This is a genomic window from Acidovorax lacteus (assembly GCF_039540375.1).
In the GTDB taxonomy this organism is placed as follows: domain Bacteria; phylum Pseudomonadota; class Gammaproteobacteria; order Burkholderiales; family Burkholderiaceae_C; genus Acidovorax_G; species Acidovorax_G lacteus.
Map to the genome: position 1 here is coordinate 1 of NZ_BAABEX010000002.1, position 20504 is coordinate 20504.

18 protein-coding genes and 1 tRNA gene are annotated in these 20504 nt (G+C 68.5%); 13 read left to right on the forward strand and 6 right to left on the reverse strand.

All coding sequences use genetic code 11. The features are described from left to right. Positions 1 to 50 precede the first annotated feature (50 nt). The 3 genes from ABD866_RS00870 to ABD866_RS00880 all read right to left on the reverse strand — a co-directional run bounded on the left by ABD866_RS00870 (position 51) and on the right by ABD866_RS00880 (position 1175). Positions 51 to 127, reverse strand: a tRNA-Pro gene (locus ABD866_RS00870). A gap of 69 nt (positions 128 to 196) precedes the next feature. Further along, on the reverse strand, positions 197 to 454 hold the full coding sequence (gene infA / locus ABD866_RS00875; protein ID WP_345060283.1) for a translation initiation factor IF-1: 258 nt from the start codon (positions 452 to 454) through the stop codon (positions 197 to 199). Between the two features lie 244 nt (positions 455 to 698). Beyond that, a complete protein-coding gene (locus ABD866_RS00880; RefSeq protein ID WP_345060284.1) occupies positions 699 to 1175 on the reverse strand; it encodes a MerR family transcriptional regulator in 477 nt (158 codons plus the stop codon). A gap of 92 nt (positions 1176 to 1267) precedes the next feature. Between ABD866_RS00880 and ABD866_RS00885 the strand changes: the two genes are divergently transcribed. The 11 genes from ABD866_RS00885 to ABD866_RS00935 all read left to right on the forward strand — a co-directional run bounded on the left by ABD866_RS00885 (position 1268) and on the right by ABD866_RS00935 (position 9740). Beyond that, positions 1268 to 1948 carry a cation efflux transmembrane domain-containing protein gene (locus ABD866_RS00885; RefSeq protein WP_345060286.1) on the forward strand — a complete coding sequence of 227 codons (681 nt, stop codon included), beginning with the start codon at positions 1268 to 1270 and terminating at the stop codon, positions 1946 to 1948. Beyond that, positions 1935 to 2336: a DUF3703 domain-containing protein gene (locus tag ABD866_RS00890; protein ID WP_345060288.1), complete on the forward strand. Its 402-nt coding sequence runs from the start codon at positions 1935 to 1937 to the stop codon at positions 2334 to 2336. Before ABD866_RS00885 ends, ABD866_RS00890 begins: the two co-directional genes overlap by 14 nt. Positions 2337 to 2404: 68 nt before the next feature. Further along, the gene (locus ABD866_RS00895; protein ID WP_345060290.1) at positions 2405 to 3040 is read left to right on the forward strand and encodes a YitT family protein; all 636 of its coding nucleotides are present in this window, start codon (positions 2405 to 2407) and stop codon (positions 3038 to 3040) included. 387 nt (positions 3041 to 3427) lie between these two features. Further along, positions 3428 to 3550 (forward strand): hypothetical protein, encoded by a 123-nt coding sequence (locus tag ABD866_RS00900; RefSeq protein WP_345060292.1) that lies wholly within the window; start codon positions 3428 to 3430, stop codon positions 3548 to 3550. Positions 3551 to 3646: 96 nt separating this feature from the next. Next, the gene (locus ABD866_RS00905) at positions 3647 to 4087 is read left to right on the forward strand and encodes a hypothetical protein (protein WP_345060294.1); all 441 of its coding nucleotides are present in this window, start codon (positions 3647 to 3649) and stop codon (positions 4085 to 4087) included. 23 nt (positions 4088 to 4110) lie between these two features. Then, positions 4111 to 5556, forward strand: a complete 1446-nt coding sequence (locus tag ABD866_RS00910; protein WP_345060460.1) for a TolC family protein — start codon at positions 4111 to 4113, stop codon at positions 5554 to 5556. Between the two features lie 111 nt (positions 5557 to 5667). Next, entirely contained in the window at positions 5668 to 7056 is a 1389-nt protein-coding gene (locus ABD866_RS00915) for a multicopper oxidase family protein (RefSeq protein ID WP_345060296.1), read from the forward strand. A 14-nt stretch (positions 7057 to 7070) separates the two neighbouring features. Then, a complete protein-coding gene (locus ABD866_RS00920; protein ID WP_345060298.1) occupies positions 7071 to 7580 on the forward strand; it encodes a cupredoxin domain-containing protein in 510 nt (169 codons plus the stop codon). Positions 7581 to 7725: 145 nt separating this feature from the next. After that, positions 7726 to 8187 (forward strand): DUF411 domain-containing protein, encoded by a 462-nt coding sequence (locus tag ABD866_RS00925; protein ID WP_345060462.1) that lies wholly within the window; start codon positions 7726 to 7728, stop codon positions 8185 to 8187. Between the two features lie 31 nt (positions 8188 to 8218). Beyond that, positions 8219 to 8653: a copper-binding protein gene (locus ABD866_RS00930; RefSeq protein WP_345060299.1), complete on the forward strand. Its 435-nt coding sequence runs from the start codon at positions 8219 to 8221 to the stop codon at positions 8651 to 8653. Between the two features lie 76 nt (positions 8654 to 8729). After that, positions 8730 to 9740 (forward strand): P1 family peptidase, encoded by a 1011-nt coding sequence (locus tag ABD866_RS00935; RefSeq protein WP_345060301.1) that lies wholly within the window; start codon positions 8730 to 8732, stop codon positions 9738 to 9740. 68 nt (positions 9741 to 9808) lie between these two features. Here ABD866_RS00935 and ABD866_RS00940 read toward each other — a convergent pair whose 3' ends face one another. The 3 genes from ABD866_RS00940 to ettA all read right to left on the reverse strand — a co-directional run bounded on the left by ABD866_RS00940 (position 9809) and on the right by ettA (position 16455). Next, a complete protein-coding gene (locus tag ABD866_RS00940) occupies positions 9809 to 12130 on the reverse strand; it encodes a DUF1631 family protein (protein WP_345060303.1) in 2322 nt (773 codons plus the stop codon). Positions 12131 to 12319: 189 nt separating this feature from the next. Further along, positions 12320 to 14740: a DUF1631 family protein gene (locus tag ABD866_RS00945; RefSeq protein ID WP_345060305.1), complete on the reverse strand. Its 2421-nt coding sequence runs from the start codon at positions 14738 to 14740 to the stop codon at positions 12320 to 12322. A 53-nt stretch (positions 14741 to 14793) separates the two neighbouring features. Then, positions 14794 to 16455 (reverse strand): energy-dependent translational throttle protein EttA, encoded by a 1662-nt coding sequence (gene ettA / locus ABD866_RS00950; RefSeq protein ID WP_345060307.1) that lies wholly within the window; start codon positions 16453 to 16455, stop codon positions 14794 to 14796. A 238-nt stretch (positions 16456 to 16693) separates the two neighbouring features. On the opposite strand from ettA, the gene ABD866_RS00955 reads away from it, so the two are divergent. Then, a complete protein-coding gene (locus ABD866_RS00955; protein WP_345060309.1) occupies positions 16694 to 18412 on the forward strand; it encodes a DEAD/DEAH box helicase in 1719 nt (572 codons plus the stop codon). A gap of 476 nt (positions 18413 to 18888) precedes the next feature. Next, the gene (locus tag ABD866_RS00960) at positions 18889 to 20367 is read left to right on the forward strand and encodes a M14 family zinc carboxypeptidase (protein ID WP_345060311.1); all 1479 of its coding nucleotides are present in this window, start codon (positions 18889 to 18891) and stop codon (positions 20365 to 20367) included. Positions 20368 to 20504: the final 137 nt, after the last annotated feature.

Sequence of the window (20504 nt, forward strand, 5' to 3'; positions counted from 1 at the left end):
AGTTAGACAAAAGGCCTGCAGGGGAAATCCTCTGCAGGCCTTGTCATTTATGGTCGGAGCGGCGGGATTCGAACTCGCGACCCTCTGCTCCCAAAGCAGATGCGCTACCAGGCTGCGCTACGCTCCGAAGCCTCACATTCTACCCTGCGCAAACGGGGTTTTCCGAAATACGCAGCGTTTTATCGCGTAATTGCCCTCAGCGGTTGCCACCAGAATTGGGACCCGGACCACGACCGGCCAAGTGGCGGAACGTGATGCGGCCCTTGGTCAGATCGTAGGGAGACATCTCGAGCGACACCTTGTCACCCGCCAGAATGCGGATGTGGTGCTTGCGCATCTTGCCGCCGGTGTAGGCGATCAACTGGTGCCCGTTGTCCAGGGTTACGCGGAAACGCGAATCCGGCAGCACTTCTGTCACGCTGCCCTGCATCTCAATCAGTTCTTCTTTGGCCATGGTTCCTCGAATCTTCCAAATATGCGTTCTGTGGTCGGCCCCAACACCCTTGCAAGGGCACGGCACGGGGCGTGCCTGCGGAGTCCCGTCGTGGGACACCCGTGCGTAGTGAAGCGGTGGGGGTCACTGCACCCGAGGCGCAGATCAGGCAGACGGCCGCGAAGGCTCCATCAGCAGCAGGCGTTGCGCTGCGCTCGAACCCGTGATTGTATCGCGGCGGCACCGTACTTGTATTGCAAGCCGCTCAGACGTGGCGTCCCCCGGCACGGCCACCCGGGGCCACAGGCTCGGCATCGGCTCGTGCGTGCAGCGCCTCGATGATGCCGCAGCGCCCTCCAGTTCCATCGCAGTGGTAGCGCAAGGCTTGCAGGTCCTGCTCCAGCGTTTGCAGCTCGGCCAGCCGATCTCTCACATGCTGCAGGTGCGCATCGAGCGTCGTGCGCGCTGCCTCGCAGTCGCTGCGCCGCCCCCAATCAAGATCCAGCAGCGCCCGCACCTCTGGCAGCGACATGTCCATGGCCCGGCACAGCCGGATGAACCGAAGCCTGTGGACATCGGCCTCGCTGTACAGCCGGTAAGCGTTGTCGGCGCGACCGGCTCTCGGCAACAAGCCCTCGCGCTCGTAGTACCGGATGGTGTCGGTGCTGACTCTGCTGTGGCGCGCGGCCTCGCCAATGCGCCAGATAGCGGTTTTTGAACGCAGATCGGCAGAGGATGGCATGGCTTGACCTTGGAGTGGCTTTAAGGTTTCCAATGATGCCATGCCCACCAAGGCCCTGCGCCGTTGGCCCCACCCGCACTCTGAGGATTGCCATGCACGACCACGCACTGCACGCGGCCCCGCCCGCCTCCCAACCACACCGCGATGGCTGTGGTTCACACTGCCACACAGCGCCCTCGGCCACTGCAGACCCGCGCTACCGGCGTGTGCTGTGGGCCGCCCTGATGGTCAACGCGCTGATGTTCGGCGTGGAACTCTGGGCCGGTGCGCAGTCCGGATCGGCGTCGCTGCTGGCCGATGCCATCGACTTTTTGGGCGATGCAGCCAACTACGCGGTATCGCTCCTTGTGCTCTCCATGGCCCCGGCTTGGCGCGCCCGCGCCGCGCTGCTCAAGGGCGCCACCATGCTGGCGTTCGGCCTGTTCGTGGTGGCACGGGTGGCCTGGGGTGCCTGGACTGGCGCGGCGCCCGAGCCCATCACCATGGGCACTGTGGGTCTGCTGGCGCTGGCGGCCAATCTGGGCGTGGCCGTGCTGCTTTACAGATGGCGCCAGGGCGATGCCAACATGCGCGGCGTGTGGATCTGCACCCGCAACGATGCGCTGGGCAATGTGGCGGTAATGGGCGCAGCCCTCGGGGTGTTCGGCACTGGCACGGCCTGGCCAGACCTCGTGGTTGCGGCCGTCATGGCCGGGCTGGCGATATCAGGCGGCGCAGCCGTGATGCGGCAGGCCCGCGCCGAACTGCGGGAGGCACGCCATGAACCTGAATGAACCATGGCGCACAAACGACCCGCAGGCGCACACGCGCGCCGTCGAGTGGCTGCTGGCCCAGGGCCGTGCGACCGATAGCCCGGCCGCCGAACGCTGGCGATGGCTGGAGGCCGCGCACGTGCTCGGTCAGCCGGTGTGGCGCCTGCATGCGCGTACCCACGCCGCGATGGCCCGGCAGGCGTTTGCAGACCGGGACGCGCGGGAATGTGGAGGCCAGTGGCTGCGCTGGATATTGACCGTCCCTGGCCACGCCCTGCGCAGGCTCCCCGCAGGCAACCTGGGCCGCGCCCGGATATCGCCGTTTGCGTCCATGGAGGTGCCTGCGGAGCTGACAGACCGCATCCGCCAAGCACTGGTGGCCGCAAACGCCGTCCCGCCATCGGCTTGACGCACAGCAAGACGGATGCCCTGTGGGCATGCTCCAATCGGCGCTCGCCTCCTTCGCCCGCACACCGCATGTCCACCTCGCCCGCCCCATCGCCCGCACTGCCTGCGGCCACGGTTCCCCACTCTGTGACGGAAGACCTGGTCGCGCTGTTCAGTGGCGTGATGTTGATTTCCGTCGGGGTGGCCTTCTTCACGCAAGCCGGGCTGCTCACGGGCGGCACGGCCGGGCTCGCGTTTCTGTTGCACTACGCCACCGGCTGGGGCTTCGGCAAGATCTTCTTCGTGCTCAACCTGCCGTTCTATTGGCTGGCCTGGCGCAAGCTCGGCCGCTCGTTCACGGTCAAGACCTTTGCCGCGGTCTTGCTGCTGTCCGTCATGGCGGAATGGCAGCCGCATTTCCTGTCGCTCGGCACGATTGCGCCCGCCTATGCGGCAGTGGCTGGCGGCTTGATCACCGGCACCGGGTTTCTCGTGCTGTTCCGGCACCGCAGCAGTCTGGGCGGCGTGGGCATTGCCGCGCTGTACCTGCAAGACCGCTACGGCTGGCGCGCAGGCACAGTGCAGATGGCGGTGGACTGCGCCATCGTGCTGCTGGCGTTGTGGACGGTCGAGCCTGTGCGCGTGGCCTGGTCCATCCTGGCGGCTGTTGCCTTGAACCTGGTGCTGGCCATGAACCACAGACCCGGCCGCTACATGGGGCAGTGACCCGACTGCGCTTGGCCCTACGGACTGGAACCTTTGCGCACACAGCCTATCATCCACACCATGCGGCGCTTGCTTTCGTCTGGCCTGGTGCTCCTGCTGGTCCTGCGCGGGCTGGTGGGCAGCGCCATGGCGGCTGGCATGGTGCCCATGCTGCCATCCACATCGCCAGATGTTGCCAGTTTGGCGGCGCAAGCGGCAGCACATGCACATGTATCGCACGGAGGGGCGCATGCGTCGCATGATGCCCACCCGATGGGCCGCGCGGCGGCCTCGGGCCATCACCCCTGTGCAGACGCTGCATCGGATGCGACACCATGCCCGGCCCTCGCAGCCCATGGCGAACATGCGGGCGGCGGCTGCTCGGCCTGCGAAATCTGCCATTCGGCCATGCTGACCCCACCGGTGCTCAGCCTGGCGCTGCCAAGCTCGGAGCACGCAGGCCCCCTGCGCCTGCCTGCGCGCTTCTCGAGCGCTCCGATGGCACCGGCCATCAAACCTCCCATCGCCTGATCTCCCTCGCACGCACCGTGCGGCCCGGTGGCCGTTGCGCCTGATGGCGGCGCAGCGCTGCCCGGCTGCGTCCGATTCGTTTTCACGGAGATCGACATGTTCTTGTCCCGATCCAGGGCCCTGCGCCCTGCGGGTTGTGCCGCCGCTATCGCGCTGGCCTGGATACCCCAGGCCTCTGCGGCCGATGCGACGCCCGCGCAAGCCCCGGCGGCCGACGCCCGGCACGCAGGCGCCCCGCTCGCGCACCGCCCCCTGTCCCCACGCCCACTGCCCAACGCGCAGCCCACCGACAGCGACTGGCACGCCGCCAACGCCTCCGTTGGGGCGTTTCCGCGCGGGCATGCCGACATCGTGGCCTGGGAAGCACAGCACGGAGCCACACCCGCCGAGCCCCCAAAGGCGGCATCGCACTCGCACACACCAGCCGCCCACCCGATGCAGGGCCACGGCCACCACCAGCACCACCGCCCGGGCGGCCACACCACGACTGCGCCCGGCATGCCGCCATCACACGCCCCGGCAGGAGATGCACGATGAACCGCTACCCCATCGCAACGCCGATGCGGCGCCGCTCTGTCGCCCGCCCGCTGCGCATCGCGCTGGCCAGCCTGGCGGCCGTGGCACTGACCGGCTGCGCCACAGTGGCCCCAGACGGCCTGCGCTCGCAGGTCGCCTCGCATACGGCCGGGCGCACGGCCGGGGTGGCGGCTGCGTTGCCCGCCACCGACCCCGCTGCGCGCGCCGCCGCCCAGCAGCAGATCCAGGCCTGGCTGGCCGAACCCCTGACGGCCGACCGGGCTGTGCGCATTGCCCTGCTGCAGAACCCGGGGCTGCAGGCGCGCCTGGCCGGCCTGGGCATGGCCGACGCCGAGCGTGTACAGGCCCTGACGCTGCCCAACCCGCACCTGTCGCTGGCCCGGCTGGTGAGCCCGCACGAGCGCGAGATCGAGCGCAGCCTCGCGTTCGGCCTGCTGGACTGGATCACCCTGCCCTGGCGCAGCCGCTGGTTGGGCCAGCAAATGGAGGCCGCCACCCTGGAGGCCGCACAGGACGCCGTACGGCTGGCCGCGCAGGCCCGCCGCGCCTGGGTGCGTGCCGTGGCCGCCGAGCAGGTGGTGGCTGCGCACGAACGCATGCACGAGGCCGCCGAAGCGGGTGCCGAGCTGGCGCGGCGCATGGCCCAGGTCGGGAACTGGAGCCGCCTGAAGCACGCCCAGGAACAAACCGTGCTGGCCGATGCCGCAGCCCAGTTGGCCCGCGCCCGCCTGGCCGCAGCCCTGGAGCGGGAACAACTGCACCAGGTGCTGGGCATCTGGGGTCCGGCCACGGCTTACCGGCTGGCCGACCGCCTGCCCGACCTTCCGGCCACCCCGCAAGCGGCCGACGCGCTGGAAACCACCGCCTTGCGCGAACGCCTTGACGTGCGCGCCGCGCGGCTGCAACTCGACACCGACGCCGAGCGGGCCGGCTGGGCCCGTGCCAGCGCCGTGTTTGGCGACATCGGCCTGGCCTACCAACGCCACACCAAGACCGCGCGCGATGGCAGCCACCCCGAGGTCACCCGCGGCTGGGAGCTGGAGCTGCCCCTGCCACTGTTCGACTGGGGCAGCGCAGCGCGCACGCGCGCGCAGGCCCAGGTCGAGCGCCAGGCAGCGATGCTGCAAAGCACGGCGCTGCAGGCCCGCACCGAAGTGCGCAGCGCCTGGCTCACCTACCGCACCGCCTACGACCTGGCGCGCCAGCAGCGCGAGGAGGTCGTGCCCCTGCGCCAGCTGATCGCCGACGAAACCACCCTGCGCTACAACGGCATGCTGGCCAGCGTGTGGGACTTGCTGGCCGCAGCACGCGCCAGCACCCAGGCTGTGGCCCAGGCCACAGAGGCACAACGCGACTTCTGGCTGGCCGAGGCCGACCTGCAGCTCGCACTCACCGGCACCAGCGGGGCCGCACTCTCGCGCCTGGCCCCTGCCGCTGGCGGTACCGCCGATGCCGGCAAGGGGCACTGACATGCGCACTTCGAAGCCCTCGCCCCTGCCTGCCACCGCTGCGGCCAACGTCGGCCGCCCGCTGTCCCCCCTCGTCACCCACGCCCTGCGGGGCGTGGCAGGAGACACCCCATGAACCGCCGCCATTTCTTTGCCGGTGCCGCCACAGCAGTGGCGGCCACCAGTGTGGCCCGCGCCGCCATGGCCGCGCTGCCCGAACCCGTGATGCAGGCCTCGGCCGACACCGCCGCACCGCTGTACCCCGCGAGCGGACGCCCCTACCAGCCCGTGGTCACCCTCAACGGCTGGACCACCCCCTGGCGCATGAACCAGGGCGTCAAGGAGTTCCACCTCGTGGCCGAGCCCGTGGTGCGCGAAGTCGCGCCCGGCTTTTTCGTCAACCTCTGGGGGTACAACGGCCAGAGTCCGGGACCGACGATCGAAGTGGTCGAAGGCGACCGCGTGCGCATCTTCGTGACCAACCGGCTGCCCGAGCACACCACCATCCACTGGCATGGCCAGCGCCTGCCCAACGGCATGGACGGTGTGGGCGGCCTCAACCAGCATGCCATCCCGCCCGGCAAGACCTGGGTGTACGAGTTCGAGGCCAAGCGCCCCGGCACCTTCATGTACCACCCGCATGCCGACGAAATGGTGCAGATGGCCATGGGCATGATGGGCCTGTGGATCACCCACCCACGCGGCACGCATCCGCACATTGCGCCGGTGCAGCGCGACTACGCGTTTCTCATCAATGCCTTTGATGTGGAGCCCGGCAGCCGCACCCCGCGCATCAACACCATGCTCGACCACAACATCTGGGCCTGGAACAGCCGTGTGTTTCCGGCCATCAGCCCGCTGGTGGCGCGGCTGGGCGACCGGGTGCGCGTGCGCATCGGCAACCTGACCATGACCAACCACCCCATCCACATCCACGGCATCGAGTTCGAGGTGACGGGCACCGACGGAGGCCCCGTGCCGCGCAGCGCCCGCTGGCCCGAGGTGACCACCGACGTGGCGGTGGGCCAGATGCGGCAGATCGAGTTTCTGGCCGACGAACCCGGCGACTGGGCCATGCACTGCCACAAGAGCCACCACACCATGGGCCCCATGGGCCACGACGTGCCCACCATGATCGGTGTGGACCACCGCGGCCTGGTGGGCAAGATCCAGAAGATCGTGCCCGACTACATGGTGATGGGCGAGCGCGGCATGGCCGACATGGGCGCGATGGAGATGCCCCTGCCCGACAACACGCCGCCGATGATGACCGGCAGCGGCCCTTACGGCCCCATCGAGATGGGCGGCATGTTCACCACGCTCAAGGTGCGCGCAGGCCTGGGGGCCCGCGACTGGAGCGACCCGGGCGACTACGCCCAGCCGCCCGGCACGCGCGCCTACGAATGGCAGGGTCCGGCCGCCCAGGTGCCACAAGCCCCCCGCACCGACACCCCGGGCACCGCGCCCGGGGCGCCATCGGCGCGCAAGCCCTCGGCGGCCAGCGGTGGCCATCAGCACTGAACCCCGGAGCGACCATGCGAATCACTACATTTTTGATAGCAATATCTTCAGCTTTGACAAGCACAAGCACTGCTTTTGCCCATGGTCCCCAGGGCCATGGCAGCGCTGCGGGCAGCGCACACCACGCCAGCGCGGTGCGCGAGCAGAAGGACTGGGGCATCGCCGGCGAGGCCAGCGCCGTGCGCCGCACCATCACCGTGCGCATGACGGACGACATGAAGTTCGCCCCCGCCACCATCACCGTCACCGAAGGCGAGACCCTGCGCATCCGCGCGGTGAACGCGGGCCAGGTGCTGCACGAAATCGTGCTCGGCACACAAGCCGAGCTGGACGCGCACGCCGAGCTCATGCGCAAGCACCCGAACATGGAGCACGACGAGCCCTACATGGCGCATGTGGAGGCTGGCCAGCGCGGCGACATCGTCTGGCAGTTCAACCGTCCGGGCACGTTCGCCTTTGCGTGCCTGATTCCCGGCCACTACGAGGCGGGCATGCGCGGCACGATCACCGTGCGCCCGCGCTGAGCCACCAAGCTTCGACACAGAGCCTCCTTTTTTGCTGGATGGAGCACTTTCTATGCACCCCCTTGACCCTTCTCGTCACAGCGCGGCTCGCGCTTCGTCAACCGCCCGGCTCGACCGCCGCCGCTGGCTGGGCGCCAGCCTGGGCATGACCGCCCTCGGGCTGGCTGCGGCGCTGGGCGCCCGCCCCGCGCTGGCCCGCAGCGCCCCGGTGGCGCTGGAAGTCTGGAAAGACCCGAACTGCGGCTGCTGTGGCGACTGGGTCCTGCACCTCGAAGCCAATGGCTTTGCCGTGAAAGTGCACGACGTGGGCAACCAGGCCGTGCGCAAGCGTCTGGGCCTGCCCGACCGGCTGGGCTCCTGCCACACCGCCCTGGTCGGCGGCTACCTGATCGAAGGCCATGTGCCTGCCGCCGACATCCACCAGCTGCTGCGCGACAAGCCGCGTGCGCTGGGCCTGGCCGTGCCGGGCATGCCCATTGGCTCACCCGGCATGGACGGGCCCGCATATGGCAACCGCCGCGATGCGTACGACGTGCTGCTCGTGGCACGCGACGGCAGCACCCGGGTGTTTCGCCACTACCCCGGGCAGGCTGCGCCCAAGGCCTGACCACCCCCGCTCCAACCCCACCAACTGCACCATGCCGATTCGCACTCTCTTCCCGCACAACGAACACCCGCAGGCGGCCACGCCTTTGCCCGCTGCCTGGGTGGCTGCCGCCGTCTGGGCGCTGACGACTGCCGCCGCCCAGGCCCAAACTGCTGCGACGCCCGATGCCCACAGCGCCCACGCGGGCCATGCCACCGCCACCGCCACCGCCCCTGCGCCAGGCGCTGCAACCGCCACCGACGACGGGCTGAGCGACGCCGAAGTGCTGCGCTGGGACGCACGCACCGGCCGCGCCACGCTGCGGCACGGCCCCATCCGCAACCTCGACATGCCGCCCATGACCATGGTGTTCCGCGTGCCCGACGCGGCACTGGCCGCGCGCATGCAGGCGGGCACCAAAATTCGCTTCAAGGCCGAACAACAGCAAGGCGCGTACGTCCTCACCCACGCCGAGCCTGCGCCCTAACGCCCGATGAACGCACCGCGGCGGGCTGGCGCCACCGAGACCGGCGCGCCGTGTGCGGGCTCGCATAATCGGCGGCATGCAACACCTTCCGACCCCTGAAGACCCTGGCAGCATCACCCGCGTGGCGGGCATCGAGGTGGGCCACTTCACCGACACCCGCCGCCCCACAGGCTGCAGCGTGGTGCTGGCCCGCGCGGGTGCCGTGGCCGGTGTGGACGTGCGCGGCGCAGCCCCGGGCACACGCGAAACCGACCTGCTGCACCCCTCCAACCTCGTGGAGCAGGTGCACGGCATCGTGCTCGCTGGGGGCAGCGCCTGGGGTCTGGAGGCCGCCACCGGCGCGGTGCGCTGGCTCGAAGAACGTGGCGTGGGCTTCGACGTGGCCGTGGGCCGCCTGCCCATCGTGCCTGCAGCCGTGCTGTTCGATTTGCTGGTGGGCGACATGCGGGTACGCCCGGACGCCGCTGCGGGCTACGCCGCCTGCGAGGCCGCGAGCATGGCCCCGGTGGCCGAGGGCAATGTGGGTGCCGGCGCGGGCGCGGCCGTAGGCAAGATCTTCGGCATCCAGAACGCCATGAAGGGCGGCATCGGCTCCGCATCGGTCACCGTGAACGGGGTCACCGTCGGGGCCTTGATCGCCTGCAACGCGCTGGGTGATGTGGTGCACCCCGACACCGGAGCCGTGCTGGCCGGCTCGCGGACCGACGACGGCCAGGCCATGCGCGACACGCGCCGCGCGCTGCTGCGCGGCGAAGCGCCCCGGCCGCTGCTCGCCGGCACCAACACCACCATCGGGGTGGTGGCCACCGATGCCGTGCTCACCAAGGCGCAGGCGCACCGGTTGGCCGTTGCGGCGCACGACGGGCTGGCCCGCAGCATCAACCCCGTACACACCATGTCCGACGGGGACACATTGTTCGCACTGGGCACTGGGCTCGCGCAACGCAACCCCGGGATGATGCTGCTGGCTACCATGGCGGCCGAGGCTGTGGCCCTGGCCACCGTGCGCGCCGTGCAGGCTGCCAGCGCGCTGACCACCGCCGAGGGACTGCACCTGCCCTGTGCGCGGGACTTTGCGCGGCCCTAGCGCCTGCCCGGATCTGCCCAGGCCCACCTCGCTGCGAGCCCGGCGCTGCGCAGCGCCTGCCGCACTGGTCAGCCGCGGGCGTCGCCTTCGGGGTCGAGCAGGCGCACCGGCACGTCCAGGCTGTTGAGAATGGCCGCACGGGCCACTGCGTCGAGCGCGCCCGTCACCACGGGCTCATGCGCCACGACGCGCAGCCGCCCCTCGGCCAGCAGGGTGTCGCGCATCCGGCGGGTCATGGAGCAGACATTGCCGTCGCCCTGCTTGAACAGGAACAAGGTGCCATGGGGGCTGCACCAGGACAGCTGCGAACGCACCCATCCCTTGTCGGTCTGCAAGTCGATCCAGGCCCCGACCTCCCAGCCGATATCGGCTGCAGCGCCGTCCCCCTCGTGGGCGGCGTCGGCGTCCTCGGCCTCGGCTGGCAATTCCTCTGTGCCAATGCTCATGAACCCCGACGAACGCGCCTCCTGCGGGCCCAGCCACGCCTCGCCGGGCAAAGATGGCCAGGAGGAATCCGTGGGCACCGTCTGCTCAGAGACCGAACCTGCCGGGCTCGCACCGGCCGCAGGAGACGGCTCGGCAAGCACGCGGGCATCGGCCTGCATGAGCCCCATCAGACGCTCTAGAAACGCGCTGGTCTGCCGCGCCGGGTAATCGATGGTGCGCAGGCCTTGCCGCAGACCGGTGAGCAGCCCGGGGGTGATGCGCGTCAGCCGCGCCGGATTGGCCTGCCCCGCCCCCGGTGTTGCGGCCCACAGCAAAGACCCCACCAGGGCGTGATAGCCACCGGGGTCCGCATCGCCGCTGCGGTCGGCCAACCGCGCTTCGGCCAGGACCTGGGCCCAGGGCCCCTGTACGAAATCGCGCACGTCCGGCGGCACTTCGGCCATTGCCGGCAGGGCGTGGAGCTCCGATTGCAGGCGCTGCGCGAGCAGGTTGCGCTGTTCTGCATGCTGCAGGGCCTGCACCGCGGCCTCGCGCTGGCGCAGTTGCTTGTCATGCTGGTCTTGCCACATCCGGTAGATCTGCACCATGGCCGAGTGGAAATGTGCGGCGGACACCTCTTGTAGTGCCGACAAGGCCTTGAGCGCCTTGTACACTGGCTTGAAGAACACGGCGAACCCAGGTCCGTCCACGTGGTCCCAGGCCAGGCTGCGCTCGGTCACCTCGTCCATGAAGCGGCGCGCCGGATGGTCGCGGTCGCTGAAGAATCGGGCGTCGTGCTCGACCAGCTTCAGCAGCACGGGCTCCAACTGGCGCAGCCCCTGGCGCACCGGCAGCAGCAGCCGCTCATCGCGGCACAGGTTCTCGATCATCAGCACGACGACCTCGCGCGCCACCGCCTGACGGGTGCCGTCGGCGTCCTGGTGCATGCGCTCCGAGAACACGGCGCGGGCTTCGGTGCGCTCGCGCCCCTGCTGCACTGCAAGGCGCTGCAGAACCTCTTCCACATGGTCTGTCTGGTCCAGTGCCTCCAGCGCCCCGGGCAGCGTGGCCGGAAAGTCCGATGGTGGCCCGTCTTCAGCCCCCGCAGGGTCAGCGGCTTCAAACTCCTGGGCAAAGCGCTGGGCGAAAGCCGCCAGGCGAGAGGGCACAGGCTGCGGCACCTCGTCATGCACCAGCAAATCGTGCAGGTTGGCGGCCGTCAATAAGGCCGGCGCCGGCGCTTCGGCGGCCTCCGGAAGAAAGTCGTTGCTGGCATGGAAACCAGCCGCCGCCGGGGCGGCTGTCGCACCAGCCCTCTGGTAACCCACGGGCTGCACCCCCTGCTCTCGCAGGCGAACGATCAGGCGCTGATAGAAGCCTTCCAGCTCACGGCCCAGCAGCTCGCACATCTGCAAGGTCCACAGCATGCGAGCGCCAGCGGGCACGCCCGCACCCGTCATTACCTCCTGGAGCACACGCAGGTACACCTGCGGATGGACAGGGTTGCGCTCAGGCTGCACGCTGGGCAAGCCCGCCAGAGCGCACATCAAGGGATTGAGCTCCGCCAGCACGGCCTCCACGTGCAGCAGCGTCATCTGCTGGGCCCGCGCCACCTCCACATGGTCTTGCACCTGCCCGGCATCCAGCAGTTCCAGGTCTTCAAAGCGCAGTTCGGTCAAGGCCCGGGCACGCGTGGGTGCCTCGGCGCGCAAAGCGCCGTCAAAGGCCTTGCGCAGCGCCGTCGGAAACGCCTCGACCATGCTGCGCTGATGCCGCTGAAGCAGCGCCACCGCTTCGGCCATAGCGCGCCGATCGTCCTGATGGCGGACCTCGGACTCTTTGCGCTGCAGGTGATAACGCGTGTAGTCGAGCAGCTTCTCGATCAGCCATCGGCCCTCGGCGGCAGCGTCATCAAGACACTGCTGGTAAAGAACGTCGTAGCGGGTCTGAGCCGAAGATGTCATGAAAATCTGCACCCAAGGAGCAGGTAGCGATGGCGCCCCCATGGCGCCGTGGCCTGCTCGACGGGGGCTATTGTTCCAGCTATGGACGCTTCGTGCGCATCCGCGCAAGCAAAAACTGCGCACCGCTAGGCCCTGGCGGTGCAAGTGTCAGCATGGCGAACTGCGCCGCAGCCAACCTCAGCCCGGGCATCAGGCCGACGCGCTGCCCGAACGACCGAGGCGGGCAGCGCCGGAGGGTTTCTCGCCCGACGTGGCAGAGGGCACCAGCTTCAACTGACCGTCGGCGATCATCTTGTCGCGTACTCGCCGCGTCATCGACTGCGTGCTCCCATCCGGGGCAGTGAAAAGGAACAGGGTCCGCTGGGGACTGCACCAGGTCAACTGCGTGCGTACGGCCCGCTGGTGGCTGGTGATCTCCACCCAGCAGCCGATGCGGAACGCTTCGTCCGACGCCGCCTCGTCACGTTCGGTGGTACTGGTCGCCACGGGCGCCTCAGGCTCAGGATGACCGGCCGGTTCTGCAGGCAACAGGTGCTCTGCAAGCTCTTCGGGATCGATCAGTTCCTGCAGCGCGTCGCCATGGCGGGACGATACAGCCTCGAAAGCCGCTTGATGCAGGGCTACCAAGCGTTCGAGAAAAGCGCTGGACTTGGCCACCGGGTATTGAATGGCATCGAGCCCCTCCCGCAGGCTTGCCAAGAGCGCTGGAATGGTGGCCGACAAACGTTCGGTCTCATGCCGTGTGCGCTCGGGCTGTGCACTCCACAGCAAGGTCGACACCAGAGCCAGATAGCCCTTGGGGTCTTCCTCCATGCCTTCGTCCGTAACGTCGGTGACCGCAAACTGCGCCTGATAGGCGTGGGCTGCGGCTTCTAGCCAGGGCCCCGTCACGAAGGCGGCCACATCCTCCGGCACCTCTGCGAGATCAGGCAAGTCCTGCAGACGCTCTGACATACGGGCGATGTAGCTTCGCCGACGCTGCTCCTGCCGTTTGGCCCGCTCTTTGGCCAACTGGTGCGCACGAAGGCGTTGCTGCTGCGTGTCCCAGGCGTTTTGCAACGCCTTGAGTACCGTATCGAAAGGCCCGGCGTCCTGAATGTCCACCTTGGTGAGGTGAGCCACCGCCTCGTCCATGAGCTTCATAAACTGGCTGAAGCCTGGCGCAGTCTCCGAAGCGAACCCCAGGCTGCGCTCGGTCATCTCATCCAGGAGTCTGCGCGCGGGATGAGCCGCATCGTTGAAGAAGCCGAGATCATGGCGCACCAGTCGTTGCAGCGCGGGCGCCAAATTCTGCACCGCGCGCAGCACTGGGGGCAAAAGCCGGGTGTCCTGCGCAATGTTCTCCATCATGCGAGCCACGACCTCGGCCGCATGCGCCGGGGATTCTGTGGCGGCGCCCATGGGCACGGTGTAAACGCGCGGCGCTGCCGCTTGCGGCGTACCGCGCCAGCCCGAGAGCGGCGCGCTCGACGAAGGCGTCGAGCCGGACAGGCGGCCGACAATGCGCTCCAACTGCGCAATGTCCTCCATGGCCTCGGCGGCGGCCTGCGGCAAGTAGGCCGCGGACAAGCCCGCAGCGCCCGTCGCGGGCACGGCACGCGACTCGCTCCAACCAGGCGCGCGCCCTGCTGTCGGGAGGCCTGGCGCGGCTGCCACCACCGTCGGCGCCACCGGCCCCGCCAGCACCCGAGGGTCGAACGGATCGCCCCCGCCCGCCAGCATCTGGCGCAGGATGCCCACCGTCAGCAGGGCCTCCTCGGCCTCCGCCGCGAGCTGGGCTTGCTGGGACTCCCCTGTCCAGCCCGGGGCGGCCGTCGCGCCGGCCCGGCCATACATACTCGCGCCGTAACCGCTGAGTGGGGCGGCACCCGATGCACCGTACCCACTGCCCGGCCCGCCGCCATAACCTCCGGTATAGGCGCCGCCATACACCGAGCCATAGCCACTGCGACCACCACTGCCCGCAACGGCGTAGCCGACGGGCTCCACCCCATGCTCTCGCAGGCTCCGGATGATGGTGCGGTACTCGTCGGCCAACAAGGGGCCGATCTGGTCGCGCATGCGTTCAAGCCAGACCTGACGCACTTCACCCGGGGCCCCGGTTTCGCCCGTCACGCGCTGCAAGGCACGGATGTAGGACTCCGGACGCAGCGGATTGCGCTCAGGCTGCACGCTGCGCAAGCCTTGGGCAGAACTCACCAGCGTGTTCAACTCCGACAGAACAGCGTCGGTTGCGTGCACCGCCAGTTGCTGGGCACGGGAGAGTTCCACCTGGTCCTGCATGGCATGGTCGTCCATGAGGGTGAGCTCACCGAAGTCCATGCCCGTGTCTTCCGACACCCGGCCCTTGGACAGGGACGGGCCCTCCGCAAAGATCTCCAGCAGCGCCATGGCGTAGCCCTTGACGAGGGCCGACTCGTGCTGCTTGAGCAACCGCATCGCATCGCTCAGCAGGTTGCGGCGATAGATGTCACGGAGCTGCGATTCCTCGCTGGCCAGAGCACCCTGCGTCAGTTGCACCAGGCGCTGCATCAAGGACTCGCCGCCGCGCACCGCATTGACCACGCAGGCGCGGAACACGGTGCGGGAACGCGACGTGGTTTGAGACATGGCAGGCAGGGACTGCGGCAGGGTTTCTGGCTTCCATCCTAACGGACAGGCGCTTACTTGAGTGCCTTATAGCGCACTCGTTTCGGCTGAGCGCCCTCCTCACCCAGGCGCTTTTTCTTATCAGCCTCGTACTCTTGGTAGTTGCCATCGAAAAAGGTCCACTGGCTGTCGCCTTCCGCAGCCAGAATGTGGGTGGCAATGCGGTCAAGGAACCAGCGGTCGTGGCTGATGACCAGCACGGTGCCCGCATACTCGAGCAGGGCATCTTCAAGCGCGCGCAGGGTTTCCACGTCGAGGTCGTTCGACGGTTCGTCCAGCAGCAGCACGTTGCCGCCCTGGATCAGCGTCTTGGCCAGGTGCAGGCGTCCGCGCTCGCCGCCGGAGAGCATGCCCACCTTTTTCTGCTGGTCTCCGCCGTTGAAGTTGAAACGGCCGCAGTAAGCACGGCTGGCCATCTGGAACTTGCCGATGTTGAGCATGTCGAGTCCGCCCGACACATCTTCCCAGACCGTTTTTTCGTCCGACAGCGCATCGCGCGACTGGTCCACGTAGGCCATCTTCACGGTCGAACCAATCACCACCTCGCCAGTGTCCGGCTTTTCGCGACCGGCGATCAGCTTGAACAGCGTGGACTTGCCCGCGCCGTTGGGGCCGATGATGCCGACGATGGCCCCAGCCGGAATGCTGAATGAGAGGTTGTCGATCAGCACGCGGTCACCAAAGCTCTTGGTCACGTTGTGGAACTCGATAACCTGGGTGCCCAGGCGCTCGGCCACCGGGATGAAGATCTCCTGCGTCTCGTTGCGCTTTTGGTATTCGTAGTCGCTCAGTTCCTCAAAGCGCGCAATGCGGGCCTTGCTCTTGGCCTGGCGGCCCTTGCTGTTCTGGCGCACCCATTCCAGTTCCTTCTTCAGGGCCTTGGCCCGGGCTTCTTCGCCCTTTTGCTCGGATTCAAGGCGGGCCTGCTTCTGCGTCAGCCATTCCGAGTAATTGCCCTTGTACGGAATGCCATGGCCGCGGTCGAGTTCGAGAATCCACTCGGCAGCGTTGTCGAGGAAGTAGCGATCGTGGGTGATGGCCACCACGGTGCCCGGAAAGCGCTGCAGGAACTGCTCCAGCCAATCCACGCTCTCGGCGTCCAGGTGGTTGGTCGGCTCATCAAGCAGCAGCATGTCGGGTTTGGATAGCAGCAGGCGGCACAGGGCCACGCGGCGCTTTTCGCCCCCCGACAGCACGCCGATCTTGGCGTCCCAGGGCGGCAGGCGCAGGGCGTCGGCGGCGATCTCGAGCTGGTGTTCGGAATCCGTGCCAGCGGTCGCAATGATGGCCTCCAGGCGTGCCTGCTCAGCGGCCAGCGCGTCGAAGTCGGCTTCCGGGTCGGCATAGGCTGCGTACACCTCGTCGAGCTTGGCGCGGGCGGCAAACACCTCACCCATGGCGTCTTCCACGCTTTCGCGCACGGTGTGCTCGGGGTTGAGCTGCGGCTCCTGGGGCAGGTAGCCGATCTTGATACCGGGCATCGGAATGGCCTCGCCCTCGATCTCCTTGTCGACTCCGGCCATGATCTTGAGCAGCGTGGACTTGCCGGAGCCGTTCAGGCCCAGCACGCCGATCTTGGCACCGGGGAAGAAACTCAGGGAGATGTCCTTCAAGATCTGCCGCTTGGGCGGCACGGTCTTGCTGACACGGTTCATCGAATAGACGTATTGGGCCATTGGTTCTGGAGAGAAAAGAGGACGCGGGACATCCGCATGCAAACCGCGATTATCGGTCCATGCGACAATACAGGGGTTGTAGACGCCAGTTGTCTGCAGCGTCAGCAGTCTGCTGGGGACGATGGACCGTCGCGTCCGGGCTCCCACCTTTGAACCCGTCTTGCCTGAGACTGGCTCGGCCACCCGCGGTGGCCTTGACAGGCAGACCCTGCGCCCCGGACGGGCGCCTCCCTCATCCATGAAATTTGAAGAATTGAACCTGGCACCGGCCATTCTGAAGGCTGTGCTCGAACAGGGTTACGAGAGCCCCACCCCCATCCAGGCCCAGGCGATTCCCCTGGTGCTGCAAGGGCATGACCTGCTGGCTGGTGCGCAAACCGGCACGGGCAAGACCGCCGCCTTCACGCTGCCGCTGCTACAGCGCCTGTCGCAAAGCGCTGTGGCGCGCAGCAAGTTCGGCGGCAAGGGCGTGCGCGCCCTGGTGCTCACCCCCACCCGCGAACTGGCCGCACAGGTGGAGGAATCGGTGCGCGACTACGGCAAGTATCTGGACCTGAGTTCCACCGTCATCTTCGGCGGTGTGGGCATGAACCCTCAGATCGACCGTATCAAGCGCGGCGTGGACGTGCTGGTGGCCACGCCAGGCCGCCTGCTGGATCTTCAGCAGCAAGGCTTCATGGACTTGTCCACCGTGGAGGTGCTGGTGCTGGACGAGGCCGACCGCATGCTGGACATGGGCTTCATCCACGACGTCAAGAAGGTGCTGGCCCTGCTGCCGCAAAGCAAGCAGAGCCTGCTGTTCTCGGCCACCTTCAGCGACGAAATCCGCGACCTCGCGGGCACCTTGCTGCGCAACCCGCAGAGCATCCAGGTCACCCCCCGCAACACCACGGTGCAGCGGATCTCGCAGGTCATTCATCCGGTGGGCCGCGGCAAGAAAAAACAGGTGCTGCTGCACATCATCCAGGAGCACAACTGGAGCCAGGTGCTGGTGTTCACGCGCACCAAGTTCGGTGCCAACAACGTGGCCGACTTTCTCAGCAAGAACGGCGTGAGCGCCATGGCGCTGCACGGCAACAAGAGCCAGAGCGCCCGCACACAAGCGCTGGCAGGCTTCAAGAGCGGCGACATCCGCGCCCTGGTGGCCACCGACATTGCCGCACGCGGCATTGACATCGACGACCTGCCGCACGTGGTGAACTATGAGATTCCCAACGTGCCCGAAGACTACGTGCACCGCATCGGCCGCACGGGCCGTGCGGGCCGCGAGGGCCATGCCGTCAGCCTGGTGTGCATGGACGAAGAAGGCTTCATGATGGACATCGAGCGCTTCACCAAACAGGAAATCCCGGTGCAGGTGCTCGACGGCTTCGGCCCCGAAGCGGGTGAGAAGGCCGAGCCGATTGCCATGGGGCGTCAGACCATCTGGGGCGGCGCAGGCAAACCTCCGAGCCGCGAGGTGATGCAGGCCGCGGCCAAGGCCGCCCGCGCTGAAATGATGGAACGCATCCGCACCAACAAGGCAGCCGGTGGTGGCGGCGGCGGTGGTGGCGGACGATCGGCCCCCAAGGCGGCCGAAAGCCAGGGCGGCCCAGCCCGTTCTGCAGGGCCTCGCAACGGCCCGGGCACTGCGCCGCGTGGCCCTGCCGCCAATGGCAACCGCGGCGGCCAGGGCGCGGGCAACCGCCATGCCAAGGGTGGCCGCCCGGCGCATGCTTCGGGCGGATCGCGCCTGGACGACCAACCCCCGCGCATGAATGCCCACCTCGGCACCCAGGCTGGGCTGAAGATGCAGCCCGACCGCGGCGGTCGCGGCTCCGCGCAGCCCGACCCCATGCGCACCAGCGTTGACAGCATGGCCGAACGCGGCCGTCGTGGCGGTGGTGGCGGCGGCCGCAGTGGCGGCTTCGGTGGCGGGCGCTCCTCGGGCGGTGGCCGCGGCTCTTACGGCCGTTGAGCACCGTCCTGAGCCGATCGCGCTGGCGTGCTACGCCGCGCGACCGGTGCTCACAGGCTGAAACACTTTGCCCCGCCGATGTCACTGGCATCGCATGACGGGGCACAGGTTCCGCGCACAATCGCCGGATGGCCATGCCGGCCCGTTGTCCTGAGGAATCTGCACCCATGTCCCGCCACCGAGCCCTTGCCTTCCGCCTGACGCCCTGGCTGCCACGTGCCCTGCCCCCCGCCCAGACGGAAATGCGGGCCGCGGGCGGAGCCGCAGCACTGGCGGCTGTTGCCTTGCTCGCAGGCTGCACCAGCACCCCACTGCCCCCCTGGCCTGGGGGCCCTGTGCTGGGCAATGTCTCCAAAACCATGCCAAACGCCCCTGCGCCGCGCCCCCAGCAAGCCGCGGCGTCGGCTCCCCGGCCCTTGCCGCCCGCAGCTGCCCCAAGCCCCAAGGCGCCCCCCGCCGCAGCACCGCAGCCGGTGGTGACCCCGATACCCGCCGCTGTGGTTCCCAGCATGGCCGCCAGTGGCGACCCGCTGGCGGCGCGATTCCCGGCGCCAGCCGTCGTCTACCAGACCCCGGGGCTCGCGCCCCATCGCCGTGCGCTCACCACCCTAGCGGAGTTGGCCGACTGGATCGCCCGCCTGGGGGCCTTGCCCGAAAACGCTCGCGGCACACGCGCCCATCCCCTTGCGCTGGGCAACAGCGCGCGGGGGGAGCCCATCGTGGGGGTGCTGATCGGCCGCGTGGCGAACGCGTCCCCGGCTTCGGTCGATGCCACCGGCAAACCCGTGATTGCCCTCGTGGGCCAACAGCAGGGCACCGACGGCGCCAGCGCCGAGGCACTGCTGCACCTGGCCCAGGAGTTGGCGCGTGGCGAGTTGGAGCCACTGCTCGATCGCATCCACGTCCTGCTGGTGCCGCGGGCCAATCCCGATGGCGCAGCCCACAACACTGCGGGCACATCCAGCAGCCCCCCGCTGGACGCCGACCATCTGGCGCTGCAGACGCCGGAAGCCCGCGCACTGGCGCGCGTTCTCGGCGACTACCGGGCGGCCGTGCTGGTCGAGAGCCGGGAATACGATGCGTCCCAACCGTACCTGGAGCCCTGGTCGCTGGTGGGCCGCGCCGATGCCCTCGTGCAATACGCAAGCCCGGCCAACTACCCCGAGTTTCTGCGCAAAGCTGCCGCCGAGTGGTTTGCGCCCGCGCTGCAGCAGGGCCTGCAGGCAGAACGCCTGAGCAGCGACCCGTTTCACCGGCTGACCGGTGCCACGCCGCAGGCCCCTCTGGACTCCGACCATCTCAACCCAGCCCGGCTTGCCAACGCGCAGGCGCTGCGCAACAGCATCGGGCTGGTGGTGGCCAGCCGACGTACCGCTGACCCGATGCAAGACCTGCAGCGGCGCGTACACACCCAGGTCGTTGCGCTCACAGCCGTGCTGCGGCAGGCGGCGGAGCGCGCAGCATCACTCGAACAGGTGCGCACCTTCGTTGCGCGTGAGACCAGCGCCCAAGCCTGCCGTGAGCCGGCCGTGCTGCGGGCCGAGGCCCGGCGCGAGCGCCGCGACCTCACGCTGCTGGACCCGCGCACCGGGGCAGAGCAGACGGTGTCGGTGGAATGGGACAACGGTCTTGCACCACAGGCCCGAGAGACCCGCACCCGTCCCTGCGGCTATTGGCTGGCGGCCGACAACCTGCGCGCCGTGGAACAGCTGCGCGCCCTGGGGCTGCCGGTGCTGCGCATCGCAGAGCCCGGGTCGGTGCTCAGTGAAGGCAACGGCCTGCAGCGCCGCGCCATCGACACCCCGGCCGGCAGCTATTACGCCCCGCTGAACCACGGCTTGGCTCTGCTCACCATGGCCGCCGTCGAACCGGTGGGTGATGCGCCGGGCAACGCCCCTGCCGGTGTGGCTCGCGTGCTCAGCCCTCCGGCGCTGGTGTTCGACGAAGCGCCCTGACGGGGTGAATACGGCCTGATCCCCGCGCACGCCCGGCCTTCGGAGCACCGCCAGCACCGCCCAGGGCCGCCATTGGTGCAGCATGGAGCGGGCACGTGCGCCGTCTTGCAAGTCTTACTTGCTATCAATTTATGAGC

What these genes read in the sequence shown, in the direction of transcription:
- ABD866_RS00925 (WP_345060462.1), top strand. Translation starts at nt 7,726, where the DNA reads ATGACCGCCCTCGGGCTGGCTGCGGCGCTGGGCGCCCGCCCCGCGCTG.
- ABD866_RS00945 (WP_345060305.1), bottom strand. Translation starts at nt 14,740, where the DNA reads ATGTCTCAAACCACGTCGCGTTCCCGCACCGTGTTCCGCGCCTGCGTG.
- ABD866_RS00895 (WP_345060290.1), top strand. Translation starts at nt 2,405, where the DNA reads ATGTCCACCTCGCCCGCCCCATCGCCCGCACTGCCTGCGGCCACGGTT.
- ABD866_RS00880 (WP_345060284.1), bottom strand. Translation starts at nt 1,175, where the DNA reads ATGCCATCCTCTGCCGATCTGCGTTCAAAAACCGCTATCTGGCGCATT.
- ABD866_RS00940 (WP_345060303.1), bottom strand. Translation starts at nt 12,130, where the DNA reads ATGACATCTTCGGCTCAGACCCGCTACGACGTTCTTTACCAGCAGTGT.
- infA (WP_345060283.1), bottom strand. Translation starts at nt 454, where the DNA reads ATGGCCAAAGAAGAACTGATTGAGATGCAGGGCAGCGTGACAGAAGTG.
- ABD866_RS00885 (WP_345060286.1), top strand. Translation starts at nt 1,268, where the DNA reads ATGCACGACCACGCACTGCACGCGGCCCCGCCCGCCTCCCAACCACAC.
- ABD866_RS00955 (WP_345060309.1), top strand. Translation starts at nt 16,694, where the DNA reads ATGAAATTTGAAGAATTGAACCTGGCACCGGCCATTCTGAAGGCTGTG.
- ABD866_RS00890 (WP_345060288.1), top strand. Translation starts at nt 1,935, where the DNA reads ATGAACCTGAATGAACCATGGCGCACAAACGACCCGCAGGCGCACACG.
- ABD866_RS00935 (WP_345060301.1), top strand. Translation starts at nt 8,730, where the DNA reads ATGCAACACCTTCCGACCCCTGAAGACCCTGGCAGCATCACCCGCGTG.
- ABD866_RS00920 (WP_345060298.1), top strand. Translation starts at nt 7,071, where the DNA reads ATGCGAATCACTACATTTTTGATAGCAATATCTTCAGCTTTGACAAGC.
- ABD866_RS00930 (WP_345060299.1), top strand. Translation starts at nt 8,219, where the DNA reads ATGCCGATTCGCACTCTCTTCCCGCACAACGAACACCCGCAGGCGGCC.
- ABD866_RS00915 (WP_345060296.1), top strand. Translation starts at nt 5,668, where the DNA reads ATGAACCGCCGCCATTTCTTTGCCGGTGCCGCCACAGCAGTGGCGGCC.
- ABD866_RS00900 (WP_345060292.1), top strand. Translation starts at nt 3,428, where the DNA reads ATGCTGACCCCACCGGTGCTCAGCCTGGCGCTGCCAAGCTCGGAGCAC.
- ABD866_RS00910 (WP_345060460.1), top strand. Translation starts at nt 4,111, where the DNA reads ATGCGGCGCCGCTCTGTCGCCCGCCCGCTGCGCATCGCGCTGGCCAGC.
- ABD866_RS00905 (WP_345060294.1), top strand. Translation starts at nt 3,647, where the DNA reads ATGTTCTTGTCCCGATCCAGGGCCCTGCGCCCTGCGGGTTGTGCCGCC.
- ettA (WP_345060307.1), bottom strand. Translation starts at nt 16,455, where the DNA reads ATGGCCCAATACGTCTATTCGATGAACCGTGTCAGCAAGACCGTGCCG.